At 61.3% G+C, this 16,797-nt stretch carries 15 protein-coding genes; 1 reads left to right on the top strand and 14 read right to left on the bottom strand.

Features of this window, described 5'->3' with window-relative positions:
* Positions 1–167: 167 nt before the first annotated feature.
* The 12 genes from AOZ53_RS24190 to AOZ53_RS34400 form a co-directional block, all read right to left on the bottom strand.
* Positions 168–1,778, bottom strand: coding sequence for an OPT/YSL family transporter (locus AOZ53_RS24190; RefSeq protein WP_082385753.1), 1,611 nt, complete (start codon positions 1,776–1,778; stop codon positions 168–170).
* The gene (locus tag AOZ53_RS24185) at positions 1,775–2,560 is read right to left on the bottom strand and encodes an IclR family transcriptional regulator (RefSeq protein ID WP_054431750.1); all 786 of its coding nucleotides are present in this window, start codon (positions 2,558–2,560) and stop codon (positions 1,775–1,777) included. The genes AOZ53_RS24190 and AOZ53_RS24185 overlap by 4 nt, the downstream gene beginning before the upstream one ends.
* Positions 2,561–2,829: 269 nt before the next feature.
* Positions 2,830–3,507 (bottom strand): hypothetical protein, encoded by a 678-nt coding sequence (locus AOZ53_RS24180; protein WP_054489650.1) that lies wholly within the window; start codon positions 3,505–3,507, stop codon positions 2,830–2,832.
* A gap of 44 nt (positions 3,508–3,551) precedes the next feature.
* Entirely contained in the window at positions 3,552–4,055 is a 504-nt protein-coding gene (locus tag AOZ53_RS24175; protein WP_054431752.1) for a hypothetical protein, read from the bottom strand.
* 166 nt (positions 4,056–4,221) lie between these two features.
* On the bottom strand, positions 4,222–4,809 hold the full coding sequence (locus AOZ53_RS24170; protein WP_054489647.1) for a TetR/AcrR family transcriptional regulator: 588 nt from the start codon (positions 4,807–4,809) through the stop codon (positions 4,222–4,224).
* Between the two features lie 131 nt (positions 4,810–4,940).
* A complete protein-coding gene (locus tag AOZ53_RS24165; protein WP_054431754.1) occupies positions 4,941–5,348 on the bottom strand; it encodes an SMI1/KNR4 family protein in 408 nt (135 codons plus the stop codon).
* Positions 5,345–5,947, bottom strand: a complete 603-nt coding sequence (locus AOZ53_RS33745; protein ID WP_082385752.1) for an HNH/ENDO VII family nuclease — start codon at positions 5,945–5,947, stop codon at positions 5,345–5,347. The genes AOZ53_RS24165 and AOZ53_RS33745 overlap by 4 nt, the downstream gene beginning before the upstream one ends.
* Positions 5,944–9,222 carry an ATP-binding protein gene (locus AOZ53_RS24155; RefSeq protein ID WP_054489646.1) on the bottom strand — a complete coding sequence of 1,093 codons (3,279 nt, stop codon included), beginning with the start codon at positions 9,220–9,222 and terminating at the stop codon, positions 5,944–5,946. Before AOZ53_RS24155 ends, AOZ53_RS33745 begins: the two co-directional genes overlap by 4 nt.
* A 3-nt stretch (positions 9,223–9,225) precedes the next feature.
* Positions 9,226–9,723, bottom strand: coding sequence for a hypothetical protein (locus AOZ53_RS24150; protein WP_156333499.1), 498 nt, complete (start codon positions 9,721–9,723; stop codon positions 9,226–9,228).
* A gap of 16 nt (positions 9,724–9,739) precedes the next feature.
* A complete protein-coding gene (locus tag AOZ53_RS34795; RefSeq protein WP_054431758.1) occupies positions 9,740–11,995 on the bottom strand; it encodes a dynamin family protein in 2,256 nt (751 codons plus the stop codon).
* Complete coding sequence (locus AOZ53_RS24140; RefSeq protein ID WP_054489644.1) at positions 11,992–12,957, bottom strand: dynamin family protein; 966 nt, start codon at positions 12,955–12,957, stop codon at positions 11,992–11,994. Before AOZ53_RS24140 ends, AOZ53_RS34795 begins: the two co-directional genes overlap by 4 nt.
* 101 nt (positions 12,958–13,058) lie before the next feature.
* Positions 13,059–13,661 carry a hypothetical protein gene (locus AOZ53_RS34400; protein ID WP_156333497.1) on the bottom strand — a complete coding sequence of 201 codons (603 nt, stop codon included), beginning with the start codon at positions 13,659–13,661 and terminating at the stop codon, positions 13,059–13,061.
* 399 nt (positions 13,662–14,060) lie between these two features.
* On the opposite strand from AOZ53_RS34400, the gene AOZ53_RS24130 reads away from it, so the two are divergent.
* Complete coding sequence (locus tag AOZ53_RS24130) at positions 14,061–15,107, top strand: helix-turn-helix transcriptional regulator (protein WP_054431760.1); 1,047 nt, start codon at positions 14,061–14,063, stop codon at positions 15,105–15,107.
* A gap of 15 nt (positions 15,108–15,122) precedes the next feature.
* Here AOZ53_RS24130 and AOZ53_RS33730 read toward each other — a convergent pair whose 3' ends face one another.
* Positions 15,123–15,911 (bottom strand): SIR2 family NAD-dependent protein deacylase, encoded by a 789-nt coding sequence (locus tag AOZ53_RS33730; protein WP_231690674.1) that lies wholly within the window; start codon positions 15,909–15,911, stop codon positions 15,123–15,125.
* Complete coding sequence (locus AOZ53_RS24125; protein WP_197286515.1) at positions 15,908–16,702, bottom strand: AAA family ATPase; 795 nt, start codon at positions 16,700–16,702, stop codon at positions 15,908–15,910. The genes AOZ53_RS33730 and AOZ53_RS24125 overlap by 4 nt, the downstream gene beginning before the upstream one ends.
* Positions 16,703–16,797: the final 95 nt, after the last annotated feature.

Below are 16,797 nucleotides of genomic sequence, written 5' to 3'. Positions count from 1 at the left end.
CGCCGGTGATCTTGGTGACGGTGACGCTGACGCCGGGATAGCCTTCGAGCAGCGTGGCCACGGTGTGGCCCGACGCATGCGCGCTGTCCAGCGCTTCGAAGGCCTGCAATGTCTGGGAAAGACTCATGATGGATTTCCTTTCGGGCAAAAACGGCAAGAAGGGGGAATCACTTCTTGCCAAAATGAGCGGTGATGGCGGCGTTGAAGAAGCTGAAGATGGCATCGCCCGCGATGATGCCGCCGGCGAACACTTCCATGTGGTTGCGGTGCTTTTCGCCGCCGACCTTCTCGACCAGCAGGCGCAGCGCGATGCCCGCCACCACGGCCCAGCCGGCCAGCGGGTTGGCGATCAGCAGGCCGGTGGCCAGCAGCACGCCGAGCTGGCGCTTGGGACCGCCGATCAGCTGGATGATGGCGCCGGGAATGGCCCACACCAGCAGCATCTGCGCGATGCCGGGGGTGGCGCCGGCGTTGATGGTCGCCACGTAGACCTTGGCCACCGGCGGCAGCTGGCCGCCCGCGAACAGCGCGCCATAGCTGACATACACCACCGGGATCGCGATCAGGAACGCCAGCATGGCGGCGATCAGCTGCTGCTTGCGGCCTTCCAGTTCAAGCGCCATGTCGGCGCCGTTGCCGCGCAGCATGAAGCCGGCCTTGAGGTCGTAACCCATGTCCGCGAAAGCCGGGCCGGTCGCCACCGAGAAGCCGCACAGGATCGCCAGCGCATGCGGCGGAAAGCCGATCAACAGGCCCAGCAGCAAGGTGATGAGCGCCACCGCGAACGCCGGGAACCAGCCCGAGTGCATGGCGGCGATGCCGACGATGAGCTCGTGCACCAGCGCGGCGAAGGCGGCATAGAGGATGAAGCCCAGCAGCATCGGCAGCGACATGTCGGCATACAGCCCGGCCAGCAGCGAGATGCCGGCGGACAGCAGGATGTACCCCACCCCGCCCAGGCGCAGGCTGCTGCCGACGCTGGGACCGGCCGGGCCGCTGGCCTTGGGGCCGGCCTTGCTGCGCATGACCATCGCCACCTGGATCAGCGCCACCAGGCCGGCGCCGATCATCATGCCGTGCGGGATGTACTGCTTGTTGATGTCCATGCCGAACAGCGGCTCGGAATAGCCGCGCAGCAGCAGGCCCAGGCCGAACATGCCCAGCGCCCAGATGTTGCCGATGAAGGCCACGCCGAACGCCGACATCGGGATCTTGAACCACGAGCCCACCGCGCCCACCACGATGCCCAGGCCCAGCAGCTTGGCCTGCGTGCCGCCCTGGTCGCCGGCCTTGATGGCTTCGGCCGCGGCCACGCCGGGCGGCCAGGCGCCGGTGGCCGGAAACACCGAGCTGCCGAACAGGCGGTACAGCATGTAGGCGTCCAGCAGCATCGCCAGCCCCACGCCCAGGAACATCGGCAGCACCATGTCGGGGCGGCCCAGCAGATAGGGAATGGCCAGCGGCAGCAGCAGGCTGTTGGCCGCGCCGAAGGTGGCCGAGGAGATGGCGGTCTGCGCCAGGTTCTGCGTGTGGACCGAGCGGTAGGAGCGCAGCAGGCGCATCGGCACACGGGCCAGGATCATCGCCACCAGCGCGCCGATGATGGAAGTGTTGGGCGTCACGCCCAGGGTCACGATCAGCTGGATGCCGATCACTGCGCCAAACACGCTCAGTGCGGCCAACAGGACCAGGTTGGACAGCGAGAGCGCTCTCGGGTGCGGGTCTTCCTGCACGGAGGCGCCGCCTTGGGCGGCGTGGCGGGGGGTGGAATCAATCATGGTGCTGACTCGTGGAGGGCATGAACGGGGGATCCCCAGGCCGGATCGCAGACGATCCGGCCGAGGCTTCTGGCTTCCGTCAGCAGGTCCGCGGCCAGCGCTTGCACGCTGGCGGCATCGGCCTGGGCCGCCGGAAAGGAAAGGCACATGGCGAAGCGCTCCATGGACACCGGATCGCTCACGGCGCAGCTGACCGAGGCCACCCCCGGGATGGCCTCGTTGATCGCCACGGCGAAGCCGGACTCGCGCACGTCGCGCAGCCGCGCCAGCACGTCCGGCACGGTCCGCGGCGCTTCGTCGGAAATGAACGGCAGTTGCTTGCCCAGCCGCTTGGCCACCTTGTCGTCACCGTCGCGCGCCAGCAGCACGCGGCCGGTCGAGGTGGCCCAGCTGGGCGAACGGTGTCCGGGATAGGTCGTGACGCGCAGCGGATGCGAGCCCTGCTGCACGTGCAGCACCATCACGTCGCGCCCTTCGAGCACCGAGATGTAGCCGGTGTGGCCGCTCTGGGCGCTGAGCCGCTTGAGCGCGTCCTGCATCTGCGCGGACAGCGAGGTGGTCTCGCGCACCATCCGCGACAGCTCCAGGATCATCACCCCCGGGCCATAGGCGCGGGTGCTCTCCTCACGGTCCAGCAGCCCCAGTTCCTTCATCTGCGCCAACAGGCGCGACGCCGAGCTTTTCGGCATCCCCAGGTGGTCAACCAGGTCCGTCACCGTGACCTTGCGATTGAGCTTGTTGATCAGGCGAAGAATGATGGCTGCGTTTTCGAGTGAGGCCATAAAGTTCCAAAAAATGAGACTTGGTTCCAAGTAATGAGTCAATGTAGTCCTTCCGAAAACGGCCGGATACGCGAACTAACCCTAGGTTTGGAGGGGCTTTGAAAGGTGATTTACGGCACGCTGAATGCGAAGCCGGGGCGCGCGCTGGCCGGCATGCCCTGGCGGCCGCGCTTGTGCGTGTCTGCGATGTGCCCGCGACGCGCACCGCTGTGGCCGCGCCCGTTACGACTGCGCTGGGCGCGTACCGCCGGCGTTGCGCCGGCCTCCCGTCATTCCTCGCTCGGGCGCGGGCGGCGGTTGCGAGCGCGCTGGGCGGGATCGCCGGCCAGCGCATCGTCGGTGGCATTGCGCAAGGCCGCGGCCTGCGCCACCGGCCCCACCGTGATGGGCGCGGGGCCGGGCGCGGCCACGGTCTGCGATGGCAGGATCGCCGGCAGCCCCGCCACGAAGCGATATGGCAGTTGCGGCAGCAGGCCCTGAATCGTGCCCAGGTCATTGGCGGCCTCGGCGCGCGCCTGCAACGCCGCCTGGGCATCGCGTTCGGCCCGGTTGATCGCGACGGTGCGCGCCTGCAGCCGAGCCTGTTCATCACGGAACGCCTGGATCGCGAGCTTCAGGCAATGCGCCGTGTATTGGTCGCGCAAGGGTTCGAGCGCGATGCCGGGTGGGTCCATTTTCGGGGCCGCGGCGGGCGGCGCGGATGACGCTGTGGAGGCTGGCGCGGCCGGCGGCGTTGGTTGAGACGTCGCTGCCGCTGCCGCTGCCGCTGCCGCTGCCGTCGCCGACACCGCCTGCGCCTGCGCGGCGTGGATGCGCGAGAACTCCGCCGCCCGCGCGCGCATCGCGCGGTCGGTCCGCAGTTGCGCGTGCAGGCGTTCGAGACGGTACGGGTCGCGCACCGCGTCGATGCGCAGCGGATCGATCGGGTCAATGGCGTTGGCGCTCATGGCAATTCCCCTGGCCGCGCGCCGGCGCGCGCGGCGTCACCTGGCTAGCGGGACGGCGCGCGGCGGCGCTGCGAACGGATCCACCATTGCTGCGTGATGGCGCCCAGCACGAAGACCGCGAACCACGTCGCCAGCGCGCCGCGCACCAGCGGCGACTGCGGTCCGTCGGCAAGGGGATGCGACACCGGCAGCCGGGTCAGCGTTTCCGCGATCCCGGGCACCCACATCAGGAAGAAGCTGAACGCGAACCCGAGCTGCGACAGATGGGCCCGCGCCGCCGATTGCGGCGACTGGCGCGACAGGAACAGCGCCCCCGCGACCGACAGCAACGCCAGGATGCCCAGCGCATGGCCGGGATTGAACCCGCCCGTGCTGGACAGGCCGAACGACGTCAGCACCGCCACCAGCAGGCCGCCCAGATAGACCTTGCCGACCGGCGTCGTGCTGTCGATGCCTCGGTAGCGGACGAAGCTGTACAGGCCCGCGAAGGCGGGGACCAGACTGATGAGCGTGTGTGCGGCCCCGAGAGGCGAAATGGGATGCGGCATGAGCAGGGCTCCTTGAAAGCGCCGGCGCGGCCAGGAATGGCGACAGCGCCGACAACGTGGACAGACATGGGCCGTGACGCCCGGGAAACTCAAAAAAACAACCAACCAGTTGGTTGGTAAAGCCATTCAAAAAAACGCGCACCCGAAGGCACGCGCGGGCCGGCCATCACGCCGGCGTCGACAACTGCCTGATGGCCGCGTGCGAAATCGACGTGAACGCCTCCGGCGCGCCCAGCGCCCTGGCCGTCAGCATCGCGCCATGGATCGTGGACATGAAGGCCTGCGCCTCGACCAGCACGCCGTTGCGCAGCGCGAATTGCCCCGTCGCGACGCCGGCGCCGAGCACCGACCCGATCCACGCGGTCAGCTCGCCGAAATAGGCGCGCACCTCGTCCGCCACCGCCTGCGGGATCATCGGCAATTCGGCCGCCAGCATCGCGCAGATGCACATCGGCATGGAACCATCGCGGATGCACTTGGCCCAGTAGTCCGCATACGCCATCAGGCGCGCCTGCGGATCCGTCACATGCTGGTCCAGCGCCGCCAGCCCCGAGCGGGCCTGGTCGCGATGCCGCGTGACCACGGTCAGCACCAGGTCGGCCTTGGTCGGGAAATGGTGATGAATGCTGGCCTTGCCGATGCGCACCCGCTCGGAGATGTCGGCATAGCTGAAGCCGTGATAGCCGCCGGTGGCCAGCAGCAGCCGGGTCTGATCGACGATTTCCAGGGCGCGGGGGGAAAGTTCCAGGTTCATGGCAGCCAATCTACTAGTTGGTTGGTTGGCTGTCAAGCAGCAAGGCCTTTTACCCGCACGGACAACTGCTTGACGAATCCCGACGCCGGCTGAGACACGATTTGTGGTGCCGCACCATGGCGCGCGTCATATCAAGGACGAAAGATCTGCTTGACCAAAAACGCTTCAAGTCCTTCGCTCAGGGTCTCGACGATGCCCCCATTGGGCGTCGCCCACAACAGAACTTGTCGGCTGCCATTGTCATACAGGTAGTAGCGCCCGTCACCCGCATCGACCAACGGCACCGCGAGCCGGGGATAAGTAGCGTCGCGGCTCAGATCGGCGTACATGTTCCGCACATTCAAGTAATAGTCCTGCGGAACTCCCAACCCGTAGGTTTCAGTAGCGCCAAACACTATGACGCCAAACTCGGACAGATAATCGACGTATTCATCGGCCAGAACAAAGCCCAGGCTTTCTCCCAACTGCTGAATATCCTCATCCCGGGCGGGACGAATGGTGGCATGGTTGCGCTCGACCAGCGCGGTGAGTTGATTCATGACGTTTCCTGGTCACGTTGACTATCAATCTGCGAGGCACGCGCCTTCCAATGGTCGCCACGTTCGTCGCCAAAATTTCCCCGATCGATCTCCGACTCCTTCAATTTATTGTGCAGGATATTGTCATTGCCGTTGCCACGATGTTCCGAGCCCGTCAGTTCGGCAAGTGGCGAATCCTGCGACTGGCCTATATGGTGAAGTTCTATGGGCTTCCCGCTATCGTCGAGCGGCGCACGGCCATCCCGCATTCTTTCCAGGTTGGTCTTGCCGAACACGTCCTCCCGGTCATAATCGATATCATCGCGGATCAACACGTCCTTTCCGTTGACCGTCTCCGGTTTCAAATCCGCATTTTCATAAATGCTGGCTTCGGCGTCGCTGCCGATGGCTTCCAGAATAGTGGCCGAGTAGCCACTGTTCTCGAGCCGCTCCCGTCGCTCATCGCTCAGGGGCGGTAGATCCTGGCGCATGTCTTGCGTCACCAGCATCGGCCGATCCAGTTCCGCTATCAGTATGTATTTCCCTGGCATATCCCGGGCCAACTGCGCCAGCCGGCACGGGACATCGCCTCCAACGGCCCGCAGGTGTTCGAAATTCATGCTGATTCCCTGTTTTCGATGCTTGTGCGCCAGGCGGCGTAGATCTCCAGATGGCTGTCGCGTTGCAGACTATAGTCCTTCATCATGCACTGCTGTATCGCCAAGGCAAGGTCATCCTCCACATGCCGGACAAGCGTAGCAACGATGGTGTCCAAGCCCGCCTGCAGCTGTTCATAGTCCGCTGCTGTTTCGATCAGTTTGCGTACCTCAAGTCGGCATCCAAGCACATCGACGACCAACCGGGCCAGGCTTTCAAACGCCTGCGGCTGCCACAGGGTAATGGCTCCACCCTCACGGAACATACGCAAGAAGTCATGCACCGCGATCTTGTTCGGCGCCAGCAGGGGCAATTCACGCAAGCCCCGCTCCACCACATCCAGATCCACCGGATATGGCGCATGAACCCGTTTTGCCAACAACAAGCGCAGCACCTGGTGATTGAACATCTCGTGCGCGAAACTTGCCTCTTGCTGCGGCGCCTCATAGACATAGGGAAGTGTCTCGCCCTCGAACTTCGTCACCTGGCAAAGCACGGGCTCCAGCCAGTCGTTCTGGTGCACGACGGCCACGCCCTTGGGCAGGCGAGCAATCTCTTCCAGCTGTTCATCGCGCAGCCCGGCCGACTTGCCGATCAAACGCCTGTCCGCTTCATCGGGCAAACGCATGATGATCTTGGTGTTCGTATTACGGATCGCCGCCGCATCGACGGCGTTGGGAGACTGATCGACAATGATGAATCCTTCCCCGTAAGTGCGCATTTCGGCGATGGCGTTGGTCAGCATCTCGACCGACTTCCCTGCCACACCCGCGCCCTCGGCACCCGCGCCGACGGGGTCGCGCTTCAGAAGATGATGCGCCTCCTCAAGCACCGTGACGTGACGCAGAGGTTGGTTCATGCCTCCCTTCGCCATCCGGTGTTCGTTCAAGCGCATGACCAGAATGCCCATGATCAAAGCCTTGGTCTCCGCGGAACCGACACGGCTCAGATCGACAATGGCGGAACGTTCGAACAGATCGTCGGCATCAATCTCGTTGGCGGCAAAGATCCGGCCATTCAGGCCATTGGTCAGAGACTGAACCCGGGTTGTCAACGAGCCGATATAGTTTCCCTTCACTTCCTGTGAATAGACCGACGCATCGATCACGCTGCGCAACGTGGCCAGAAGATCACCGAAACTCGGATATAGATCCGCGTGTCTCCGATTGACGGACAGGTCCAGATCCCAGCCACACTGCTCGTAAGCAAGTAGCAAAGCCTCTTTCAATACCGCCGGCATTGCTGCGTACATAGGCCAGCAGACACTGAAAATCTCGATCAGGCGGTCCACGTGCTCGAGCACATGAATGGCTTCAGGAAAGCGGAAGGGATTGATGCGCAACAGTTCAGCGTGCGCCGGATTCGTGCCATACACCCTGACGCGGGGATGGTGGCCGAATACATGTTTGTACTCGCCCTTGGCCGGCTCGATGACCAGGAACGGAATTCCGTTGGCCTCGATCTGGCTGAGGATCTGGTACATCGTGTTGCTCTTGCCTGCGCCCGTTGATCCGCTGACAAAGACGTGGCTCGTCAACTGGTCCAACGCAAGGGTGATGCTCTGCGGAAGATTCTCCCACAGGTGGCGCATTTGCCCCAGCTTCAACGTGCGCGTGCCCTTGCCAGCAGGAGCGGCTCGCCGGCCATCCACATACTGGACCTTGCGGCCGAAAGCCTGTGTTTCCACTACCGCCACGGTAGACGTGGATCGGCGTGGCAGACTCAGTTGAATCGCCAATTCCCGTCCCGAAACCAGGGTCGCCGGGGTAACGTATGGGATCGGAATACGCTTCGAGAAATGATGATCGAGCTGCGGATGGCTGAGCGCGGCCAACCAATCCAGTGCCGCCGACTTTCGCGCCGAATTCCAGGTGGTCAGGGCAAAGTCCTCGTGACTGGATTTACTGCCACGGACCAGCCCCAGGAACAGGCTGGCCAACGCCTCGGAAGAGGCGGTGCTGTCGCCAATGAAATAGGCGGCCGAGTTCCAACCGCCGTATGTCTTGGCCTCGTCGATACGCATCAAATGATGGTCTATCCGCCCCAGCAACTGCTCGATACTCTTGTCGATCAAGTCGATCGAAACCTGACGATTGGCGCCGCTCGTGCGGTTCGCCGAACGCGAATCCGTACGGTTGGTCGAGTGGGTGACGGATTCCGTCTTCGCCCTCGACTCCCCCCAGGAATCGGTGTGACTCTCGCTGCGGCCTTCCGCATGGGATTGACTCGTACCTGTCGACACCTGCTCGCTGAAGGCAGTCCCGATTGCCGCGCCCACCTGACCGCCAACCATCGCCCCCATCGGACCGAAGAATGAACCGGCCAGCACGCCTGCCGAGGCGCCAACGATGCTGCCGGCCTTCGAGGCTGCGGTTTGTGAACTGGAAGTCCTGGAGCTTCCCGTGGTCTCCGTGGTCGACGTACCGCGCGTCTGCGATTGACCTGTCGTGCTGGTCAAGCCAAGACTGTGACCGAGCGATTCGCTCAACCCCTGGCTGATGCTGAAGCCGATGCTGTCGCTTTCCTGGACACCAAAAGCGAGTTGTTGCGTAAGCAACGGCGACAGCTGCGTGGCGACCTGCTCGTAGCCGGTCCGGATCAGGTCCAGATCCTGCGAGGCAATGGGTTCCGCCAGAATGATCGCGTGATACACCCGTTGCTCGGCTGCATCGATAAACCGCTCCAACCCCTGGGCAAACTGCTCCCGATCCGCGCTGGACAAGGCGGGGACCCCCGTGACTGCGGTAATGCTGGAAGAAGGGTCGTCCTTGCTCGACGCAACGCCGTCAAGCAGGCCGTCCACCGCCGGTTGGTTCAGCGCTTGCAGCGCGCTGCCGCTGAAATGCCCTCTGAACGTTTCGCGCAGCAACTCGCCAGCGTTGTGCCCCAGCATCTTGCCGGGTTTCCCTCGGCTACCGATATAGACCTCGGTCTCGACGCCGTCCGACCGCAACAGCAGGAACACGGCATGGCCCGCCGCGCCTAACGCAGTATAGGCGGCGGTAGTGCTTTCCAGGACGGACTGCTTATTATTCTGAACGATGCGATCGATGCGGAATATCCGCAGGTCGGTAGCGGCCTTGAACGCAGGCGTCGCACTCGAATACGGCCGAACGCCGTAATGCTGAAGTTCGGACAGATAGCTGCGGTTGATCAACACGCGCGCGGCATCCAGCGTCTGGGCCGCATTCTCACGGACGCGTTGCAATGCGGCGGCATTCGGAATGACTGCGTTCACGGCCTATTTCCCCAGCACGGTCAGGAACAACGCCAGAGCAGCGGCAGCGCCGCCGACAATCAAGAGCGCGCGCACCGCCGGAGGCAATGCCGATTTCGGGGGTGACGCCGCAGGGTGATGGCTGCCGCGCGTAACGCCAGCGGGCGTGGCCTTGGCATGAAATCGTCCAGTGCTGGCATCCCGCAACTTCTGGCGAACAGCGATCAGATGCAAAAAGCGCGCCTCGCAAAAGTTCATCTTCAAATACACCATCTGCGTATCAAAGTATTCGACATTCCAATGCGCTTCTTCACGGTCAACAGCCCGCGCGAAGGCGGATTCGGCGTATCCCTCGTACAGACCGGCCACACGGCTGGCCGCCCAGGATTGCGCGGCGCGCAGGTCGGCTGCGTCAAGTTCGGAGTCATCGAGTTCCATGAACAGCGCCGAACGCGCCGTGCTCAATTCGCCAGCATCGACGTAGTGCTTGAGATTGTCAGATGGAATGAAATTCGTCGTCATGCTCATATGCTCCGTTTCAGACCGCCAGGGTGGCTTCGAGCCTGTTTTTGAATGTGGCAATCCACTCGCGCAACGCCCTGCCTTCTTCCACGGCCCGCTCGCGAGCATCGCGGTCACGCGCCTTGTCTCTCACGGATTCAACCAATTCGTTGAACCGTTGGTCGAACTCTTCCGCCATGAATGCCAGGAACTGGTCGACCAACTGGTCCCTACCCTCTTTTATCCGCGCGACCTCGGCCCGGCTCAGGTTGGTGAACTCCGCGTCCACCTGGGTTTTTCTGCTCTTCCACACCTTCGCGAGATCGACGAATTCTTCTTCACCGAAGACAGGCACGGACTTTTCGTCGCCCCATGAAAACGGGTTGTACCACCGGCTCGTGCTGACTTTCCGGTGCCCGACAACCACTTGCTCTCGCTCGACCTCGACCTTGCGAATGTCCAGATTCAAGGAGATACCGGCAACGCTTTTCCGAATGTTCTCCATGGCTGGAAACTCAAGCTCCTCATAGTCTTCGAAAATCTCGAGAACGTATTCCTGGTACGTTTTCTGCAGGTCTTTGGCCACGTATTTCTGACTGGCCTCGAATGCGCTCTGGTACAGATTGGCGAGCCTGTTGTACTCGAAACGAAGCTGCGAGGACGCCTGTTCCACCCTGGCTTTCGCCTTGGACAATTCACTCTTTCCGGAGAAGCCATTCGACACCTTGCGGATCGACGCATTCATCTCGGTTTCCAATTCGACGAGGGTGTCGATCGTGCGCGACGGCAGACTCTTCTCGTTCGACCGCAATTCCTCGACATATGCGTCCACATCGAATCCACGCGTGCGCCGCTGCTGCAATCCTTCCAGCTCCCTATTGAGCTTTTTCAGCGCACGCTCGTCCGTATTCAACTGGTCGGTCAGGTCCGCCTCGTTCAGACCCATTTCAATGACCCGACTCAGCGCCTCGCTGGCGCGTTTGGCTCGATGAGGCAAGCTGTATTTGTCGATGTATTCGTCGATCATTGTCTCCACCGCCGGCAGACCGCTGCTGAGCAGCAGACGCGAATACTGTTTGTCGGCCAACGCCATGCTGACCCGGGAAGTCAATGGCATGTACTGGAGCATATTCATGCACGGCTCCTGTTCAAACAGCTCCGCCATGGTGCTGTAATCGCCTCGTTCCTTGCGTGAATGCAGATCGCCAGGCTTGCGAATCAGGCGCGTCAGATTCGCGGATACCGGGTAAACCAAGGGATTCTGGATACCGTTGCTCATCAGGTACTTCTTCACGCGTTCCAGGATTTCTTTCGGATCCTCGCCCTTCTCCGGATCAAACACATCCATCTTGTTGACCACGAAGATGAAACGATCCTTGCTTTGTTTGCCGCCCTTGCGCATTGCCTGGCCGACCAATTCAAGCAGATTGCGGTCATCGTCAATGCTCAGCTGGCTGGCGTTCAAGACATACAGGATCAACGGATTGCGCAGCGAGTCCTGAATGAAACCCATGGTGACGCGCTCATGATTCTCATCCTGGCTGTTGTTCGGCCCGGGAGTATCGGTCAGCACCAGACGCACATTGTCGCGATCCCGAACTGCCGAAATCGCCCCCTCGAGCTCGATCGTGGCCGTATCCTCCATTCGGTTCCATTGCTGAATCAACTCAAGCTCAGCATCCTGGACAGTCTCAGCCCGTTCTCCATCACGGGTAATGCGGGCGGCATTGAAGCGGTCCCTGAGTTCGCCGTTATGAACGATCCTGGCAATTGTGGCCGTCGTCGCCTCGTTGGCGGCGGGCAGCAAATCGCGGCCCAGCATCGCGTTGATCAACGTCGATTTCCCCGCAGACATCGTGGCTACGACACAAACATCGAAGTCATTGCCGAGCGCTTCGTCGAGTGCCGTTTTGGCTTCGGCGTTGTCGTTGAAGTAGGTTCGCAGCTTCGGGTGCGATCGCGCTTCATCCACGAGCTCGCGGATCTTGTCCAACCGCACTTCGGTATGCTCAGTGCGAACCCAATCCAGCTCCACCAGCATTCCCCGGTTCCTGGCTGCCTGTGCAGCCTCCGCGACGTCCAGATAATCCGATTCCACACCCTTGAAGCTGACCTTGAACCGGTCATCGCCATTGAAGAGTTGGCTCAACTCGTCAAACAGCCGCTCTATCCAGGTCTGAAGACGGCTTTCGCGATAACTTGACAGTTTGCAACCTTCGGCCGGCACTTCGCCATTGATCAGGAAGGTTGTCTCGACGGTAAAGGGGTTATGGGTAATGTCGATGTAGTTCATGAATTTTCGTATGCACTGCGTTGATGTTTGATCAGGTGTTCGACGGTTCTGATGCCGCTCATGCAAACCAACCTATGCCAGTCTTCGGTGGCAAGAGCCAGATCGTCGCCAGGCGGGGCCGGGCTGATCGGCTCGAGATCGGACAGATCCTTGAATACGCGCCGCCGCACCGCTGCCGGGACGATCGCGGCTGATACCAGTCTCTGCTCGTGGTCTTCCATCGCCTGCAGCGCCTGCCGCAGCCTGGCGCGCTGCCCCCGGGTCAGCGGCTCCTCATGCCGGGCCATGGTGGCGTAAAGGGCGGCGGCGGCCATGGTGGGAACGATCATCGGGTCAATAAAACCTGCCTCTTCCAGAAAAGCGCGAGCCTGGGCCACATAGGCTTCCAGGTCTTCGCCACGCTCCCGATCAAGCAGGTCAACCTTATTGAGAACGAACGCGATACGCAGGCCGGAACGGGCCTTGATCCGCCGATGCAGTTTGACCAGCAACTCCTTGTTGTCCGCAGTCGTGAGCTGACCGATATCCAACACGTAGAGCACGAACTGGGCCGGGATCTTGCGCCAAGCGTCGAACACGCGTTTTTCGTGGTCAGCATCCATACTGTTGTTTGGGCCTGGAGTGTCGTGCAAGACCAACCGGTTGGCCAGGCTTTGGGAACTGCGGAAAGGGCCGCTCAGATCAATCTGCCGTACTTGAGCGTCGCTATTCCAACTGCGGATCTGATCAGCGGAAACATCATCATGACGAATCAGCTCGCCTCCCGTACTCGACAGGCACCTCCCATGAAACCTGACCTGATGAGGCCGATGCTCAATGGAAGCCACACACGCCGTGGTCGCCTCGTTCGCCGAATGCAGTAACTCACGACCGATCAGGGCATTGATCAGCGAGCTCTTGCCCGCGCTGACCGTCGCAAGCACCAGTACATTAAAAAGGGGCGTCGCTTTCTTCTCCTTCAACGGAGCAACCTGAAGCGCCGTCTTTTTCCTTGCGCGCGGACTGCCGGCGGCCCCTGCTCCTCTTTTCGCGGCGCGAGCGCCGCTTCTTGCTCCCCTGCTACTCATTGATGACAAACACCCGGTTGAGTCCACTCGTTAATCGTTTCCATACCGTCCACATCGGCAACTGCCTCCGCATCCAAGCGTTGCAGCCTGAACCCCTCCGGGCGCTCAAAGGGAATGTTCGTGACACGTGCCGCGACAACGCGATCCAGCGCCAGGCAACCCACGCGCGCAGGAGCCAGCACGCTGTACACCAGCAAAACATCATCACCTTGCTGCGTCAGCCCTAGCGGCCCCACCTTGTCAGGTAAAGTGGGGTCACCGAGATCGCCGTAACTCAATTCCAGCCATCGCCCGGCACCAAGGGCGTCGCTGACAGCATGCAACACGTTTTTTCTGCGAGGATTGGTCGCCGCGTGCGTCAATGACGACGACGGTCCGGTATCCACCTCCATTGCGTTTGGATATGGAGATCTTCGGCGATATCCAAACGGCTTATTTCGATCGTCCCGTTCGACGTCGAAATGCACACTCAACATTTCCAGCTGCCGTTGAACCGTGCGCAGATCTCGGATATGGCCCGCGGCCAGCAATTGCCGATGCAACTCGACCGCGGTAATTTTTCGGTGTTGGGGAATGCGCTGAATCAAATCCAGGGCCATGCGCAACGTGGCCAGATTCCGGGGGCGCGTGGTCATCGGACGGAATACGGCAGCACCGTATGTCCGACAGAACCAGGAAGTTGTGCCACGAAGCCAATCTGTAACTCAGGCATAGTGTTTTCTGGAGGTAACTTAATGCGTCAGATAATGATACCTGCATTATTCATGACTTCCCCAGCGAGATACGCCCCTCTGTTCATCATCATGACCATGCCTTTAACTTCAAGGCGTGATCAACCATGGCAACCCATCCGTTCCTCAAGGAAAACCGCTGCGACAAGTTGTGTCGCAGGGAAAACAGCTCGAACACCTCGGTAATTTTTTCGATCGCGCGGCCAACGGATATTCGGCCGCTTCAGGAATAGAATCGCGCAGCCTCCCGCTTCATGACCGCTTTAAATGGATAGACAACAACTTCTATTAGCCAGCCTATTGAGAATTCTTCCCTATATCGAAGACGAAGAATCCGAAGACGGCGGCATCTCGATGTCGGAAATTCGCGAACGACTAGCCAGCATGCATCAGCCGGTTCCGGATTCCCGCCAGATCCGCCGCACTCTGCTCAAGCTCGACAGCGTGGGTTTCCGCGGCGCAACCCGGGCAACCCGCTGGTACCGCACGATTCGGCGCAGCGAATTCAATATCCAGAACATGAATGTCAACATGGCGATGGCCATGTGTGCGCTAAAGCAAGTGGCAGACCGTCATCTGCCAACGGTCGTACTGGAGGATCTGGCGGACACTTTCGCGGATGCCACGCGCTTTCTTGCCGCCCATCAAGGGCATCCGGGCGCTGGCCGAGCACACAATTGGGCGCGCAAGACCTTGCGCATCGACGGCACGCACCCGGTCGTGCTGCCCCGTTTCAGCGCGGACGTATATCGACCCGTCACGGAAGCCCTGTATTACGGACGAAAGCTATCGTTTCGCAACACCCAATTCGGCGAGAAAACGCCCGCTGAACGAATCTACATCATGACGCCGCTGGCCATGGTCGACCGGGCCGGTGTCTTGTATATGGTGGCCTGGGGCACGCAACGCCCAGGGCGGCGATTTCTCTTCCGGATGGACCGCTTGTCCCACGTACAAGTACTTGATGAAGCTGCTGATGTGGATCCCTCTTTCGACCTGGAGGACTACGTACGGCGCGAGGATGCCCTCAATTTTCACAGCAGCGAGGACATTGAAATCGTACTCAAAGTCGATGAGCCCCTGATGGAAGACGGCCGCCCTCGTCGCCATCCGCTGCGCGAATTCTGGCTGGCGCAGGATCAGCGGATGCAGGAATGCGAGGGCGGATTTGAATTGCGGGCAACAGTGAAGCCCTCGACCATGTTATGGCAACTGCTGCATGGTTACGGCTGCTCCATCGAGATCCTGCAACCCGACTCCATCCGGACGAGCTTTGCCGACAATGCGCGACGACTGGCCGAACGCTATACCTGACCTTTGAAGATGCAGTCAGGTGCGGGGCCACGCGTACGCGAGAAGCAAAGGCAGGAGAATTTCGGCCTTGCCGCGCAAATTATGCGAGGCCAACCGGTCCATTGGGGTCGAATTTGGATTGATCTGCACCAGTTTCGCTCCCGCCGCCAGCGCCGCATAACAAAGCTCAGCCGCAGCCGGGGATTGGCAAGACGTGCCGACCGTCAGCACAAGGTTGGCGGACGTAGCCACGATGTGGCAGGTCCTCCACAATGCTGCCTGCGGCCTTTCTCCGTGCCAGAGCCGGCCAGGGCGCACAAATGCCCCGCAGAGCCGGCATGCGGGAGGCGCCGAATGGGTGTGCTCAAGCGGTCGAGTGGCAAAGTTGCCGCCGTAGGGTTGAGAAACGTGGGGAACACCGCAGGCAGGACACCAGGCATCATCCAATCTGCCATGTAGATATATCGCGCGCGGTGTTCCCGCACGCTCGTGCAAATTGTCGCCGTTCTGGGTGATGACCGTCATCAACGGGATGACTTTCGCCAATTCCCCTATCGCCCAATGCGCCGCATTTGGCATCGCCCTGCTGGCACGCACCCGACGGACCGAATTCCATGCCCATACCGACGCGGGATCACGCCTGAACCCCTCGGCCGTGGCCAGATCCCCGGGGTCATGCTGGCTCCAAAGGCCATCAATGCCGTCGCGGCTGGCGGGCAGGCCACTGGCGACCCCCAATCCCGACCCCGTGATGACAACGACCTCTCGGGCTTCGCGCAGAGTATTCAGCAACCCAAACGACAGATGAAGCTTGCGATATTTCATGCGATGGCCTGCTTTTGCAAAGGCAAGGCCCCTTGCCGCCCCCGAGGCCGGAGCTTCAGGCTGAATTCCGCATACAAGCGGACATAAAGTTCGCGCAGGCTTTTCACAGGTCGAAATCTCGCCTGCCGCACAACCGTAACGAAATCCGCGGGTGCAAGCTGATACAGCCGGGCAAGCTCGCGCGGCGCTACCGTCAGCAGGTCTTCAATATTCAAGCTGGCGGCGGCTTCCATGAACAGGGTCCAGGCATCCTCCTCCCTCAGGTAATCGACGCGGACGTTCATCTCGAACTGCCGCAATGAGCCCGGATCCGGCACTTCGCAAAGGCTGCTCGATGCGATGACGATGCCGTCATGCTTGCCCAGCGCAGACTCGACCTCATGCGCGAGCGCCACCTCCCAGGCCTCTCTGCCCGCACGCCCACGGTGCAACAGAAAGTCTGCGTCCTCCAACAACAGAATCGCGCCTCGATGGCGCGCCTGGGACGTCATGGCCTCAACCCGCGAGGAGCCTGCGCAGGAGGTCGGCAGCAGATCCGCTGTGCGCACAACCGACAATGGCCGCCCAAGCTGGGCCGCCAACCAGCGCGCCAATGCTGTCTTTCCCGTGCCTGATGGGCCATGCAAGGCGACCCGCGTACAGTTCAACCGGGCCAGCGCATGCCTGGCTTCCGTGGAAGGAATGCTGGTATTGAGCAGCTCGATCTGATGCTGTTCCAGTACTGGGTCCTGAAATACCGCTTCCGGTGTCAAGAATTCCGGTGAGTTCACAAATTGCTCCGAGGATTTCAACAGGAGCTAATTCTGTGACGTCATTCGGACAAAACATGGCTGAATCGGCATTCGAGCTTTTCCGCGCGGACAGTTCTTCACAGACGATCACAATT

Origin of the sequence: Achromobacter sp. 2789STDY5608621 (genome assembly GCF_001299375.1) — a bacterium.
Lineage (GTDB): Bacteria > Pseudomonadota > Gammaproteobacteria > Burkholderiales > Burkholderiaceae_B > Achromobacter > Achromobacter insuavis.
This window is presented reverse-complemented; position numbering and strand designations above follow the sequence as displayed.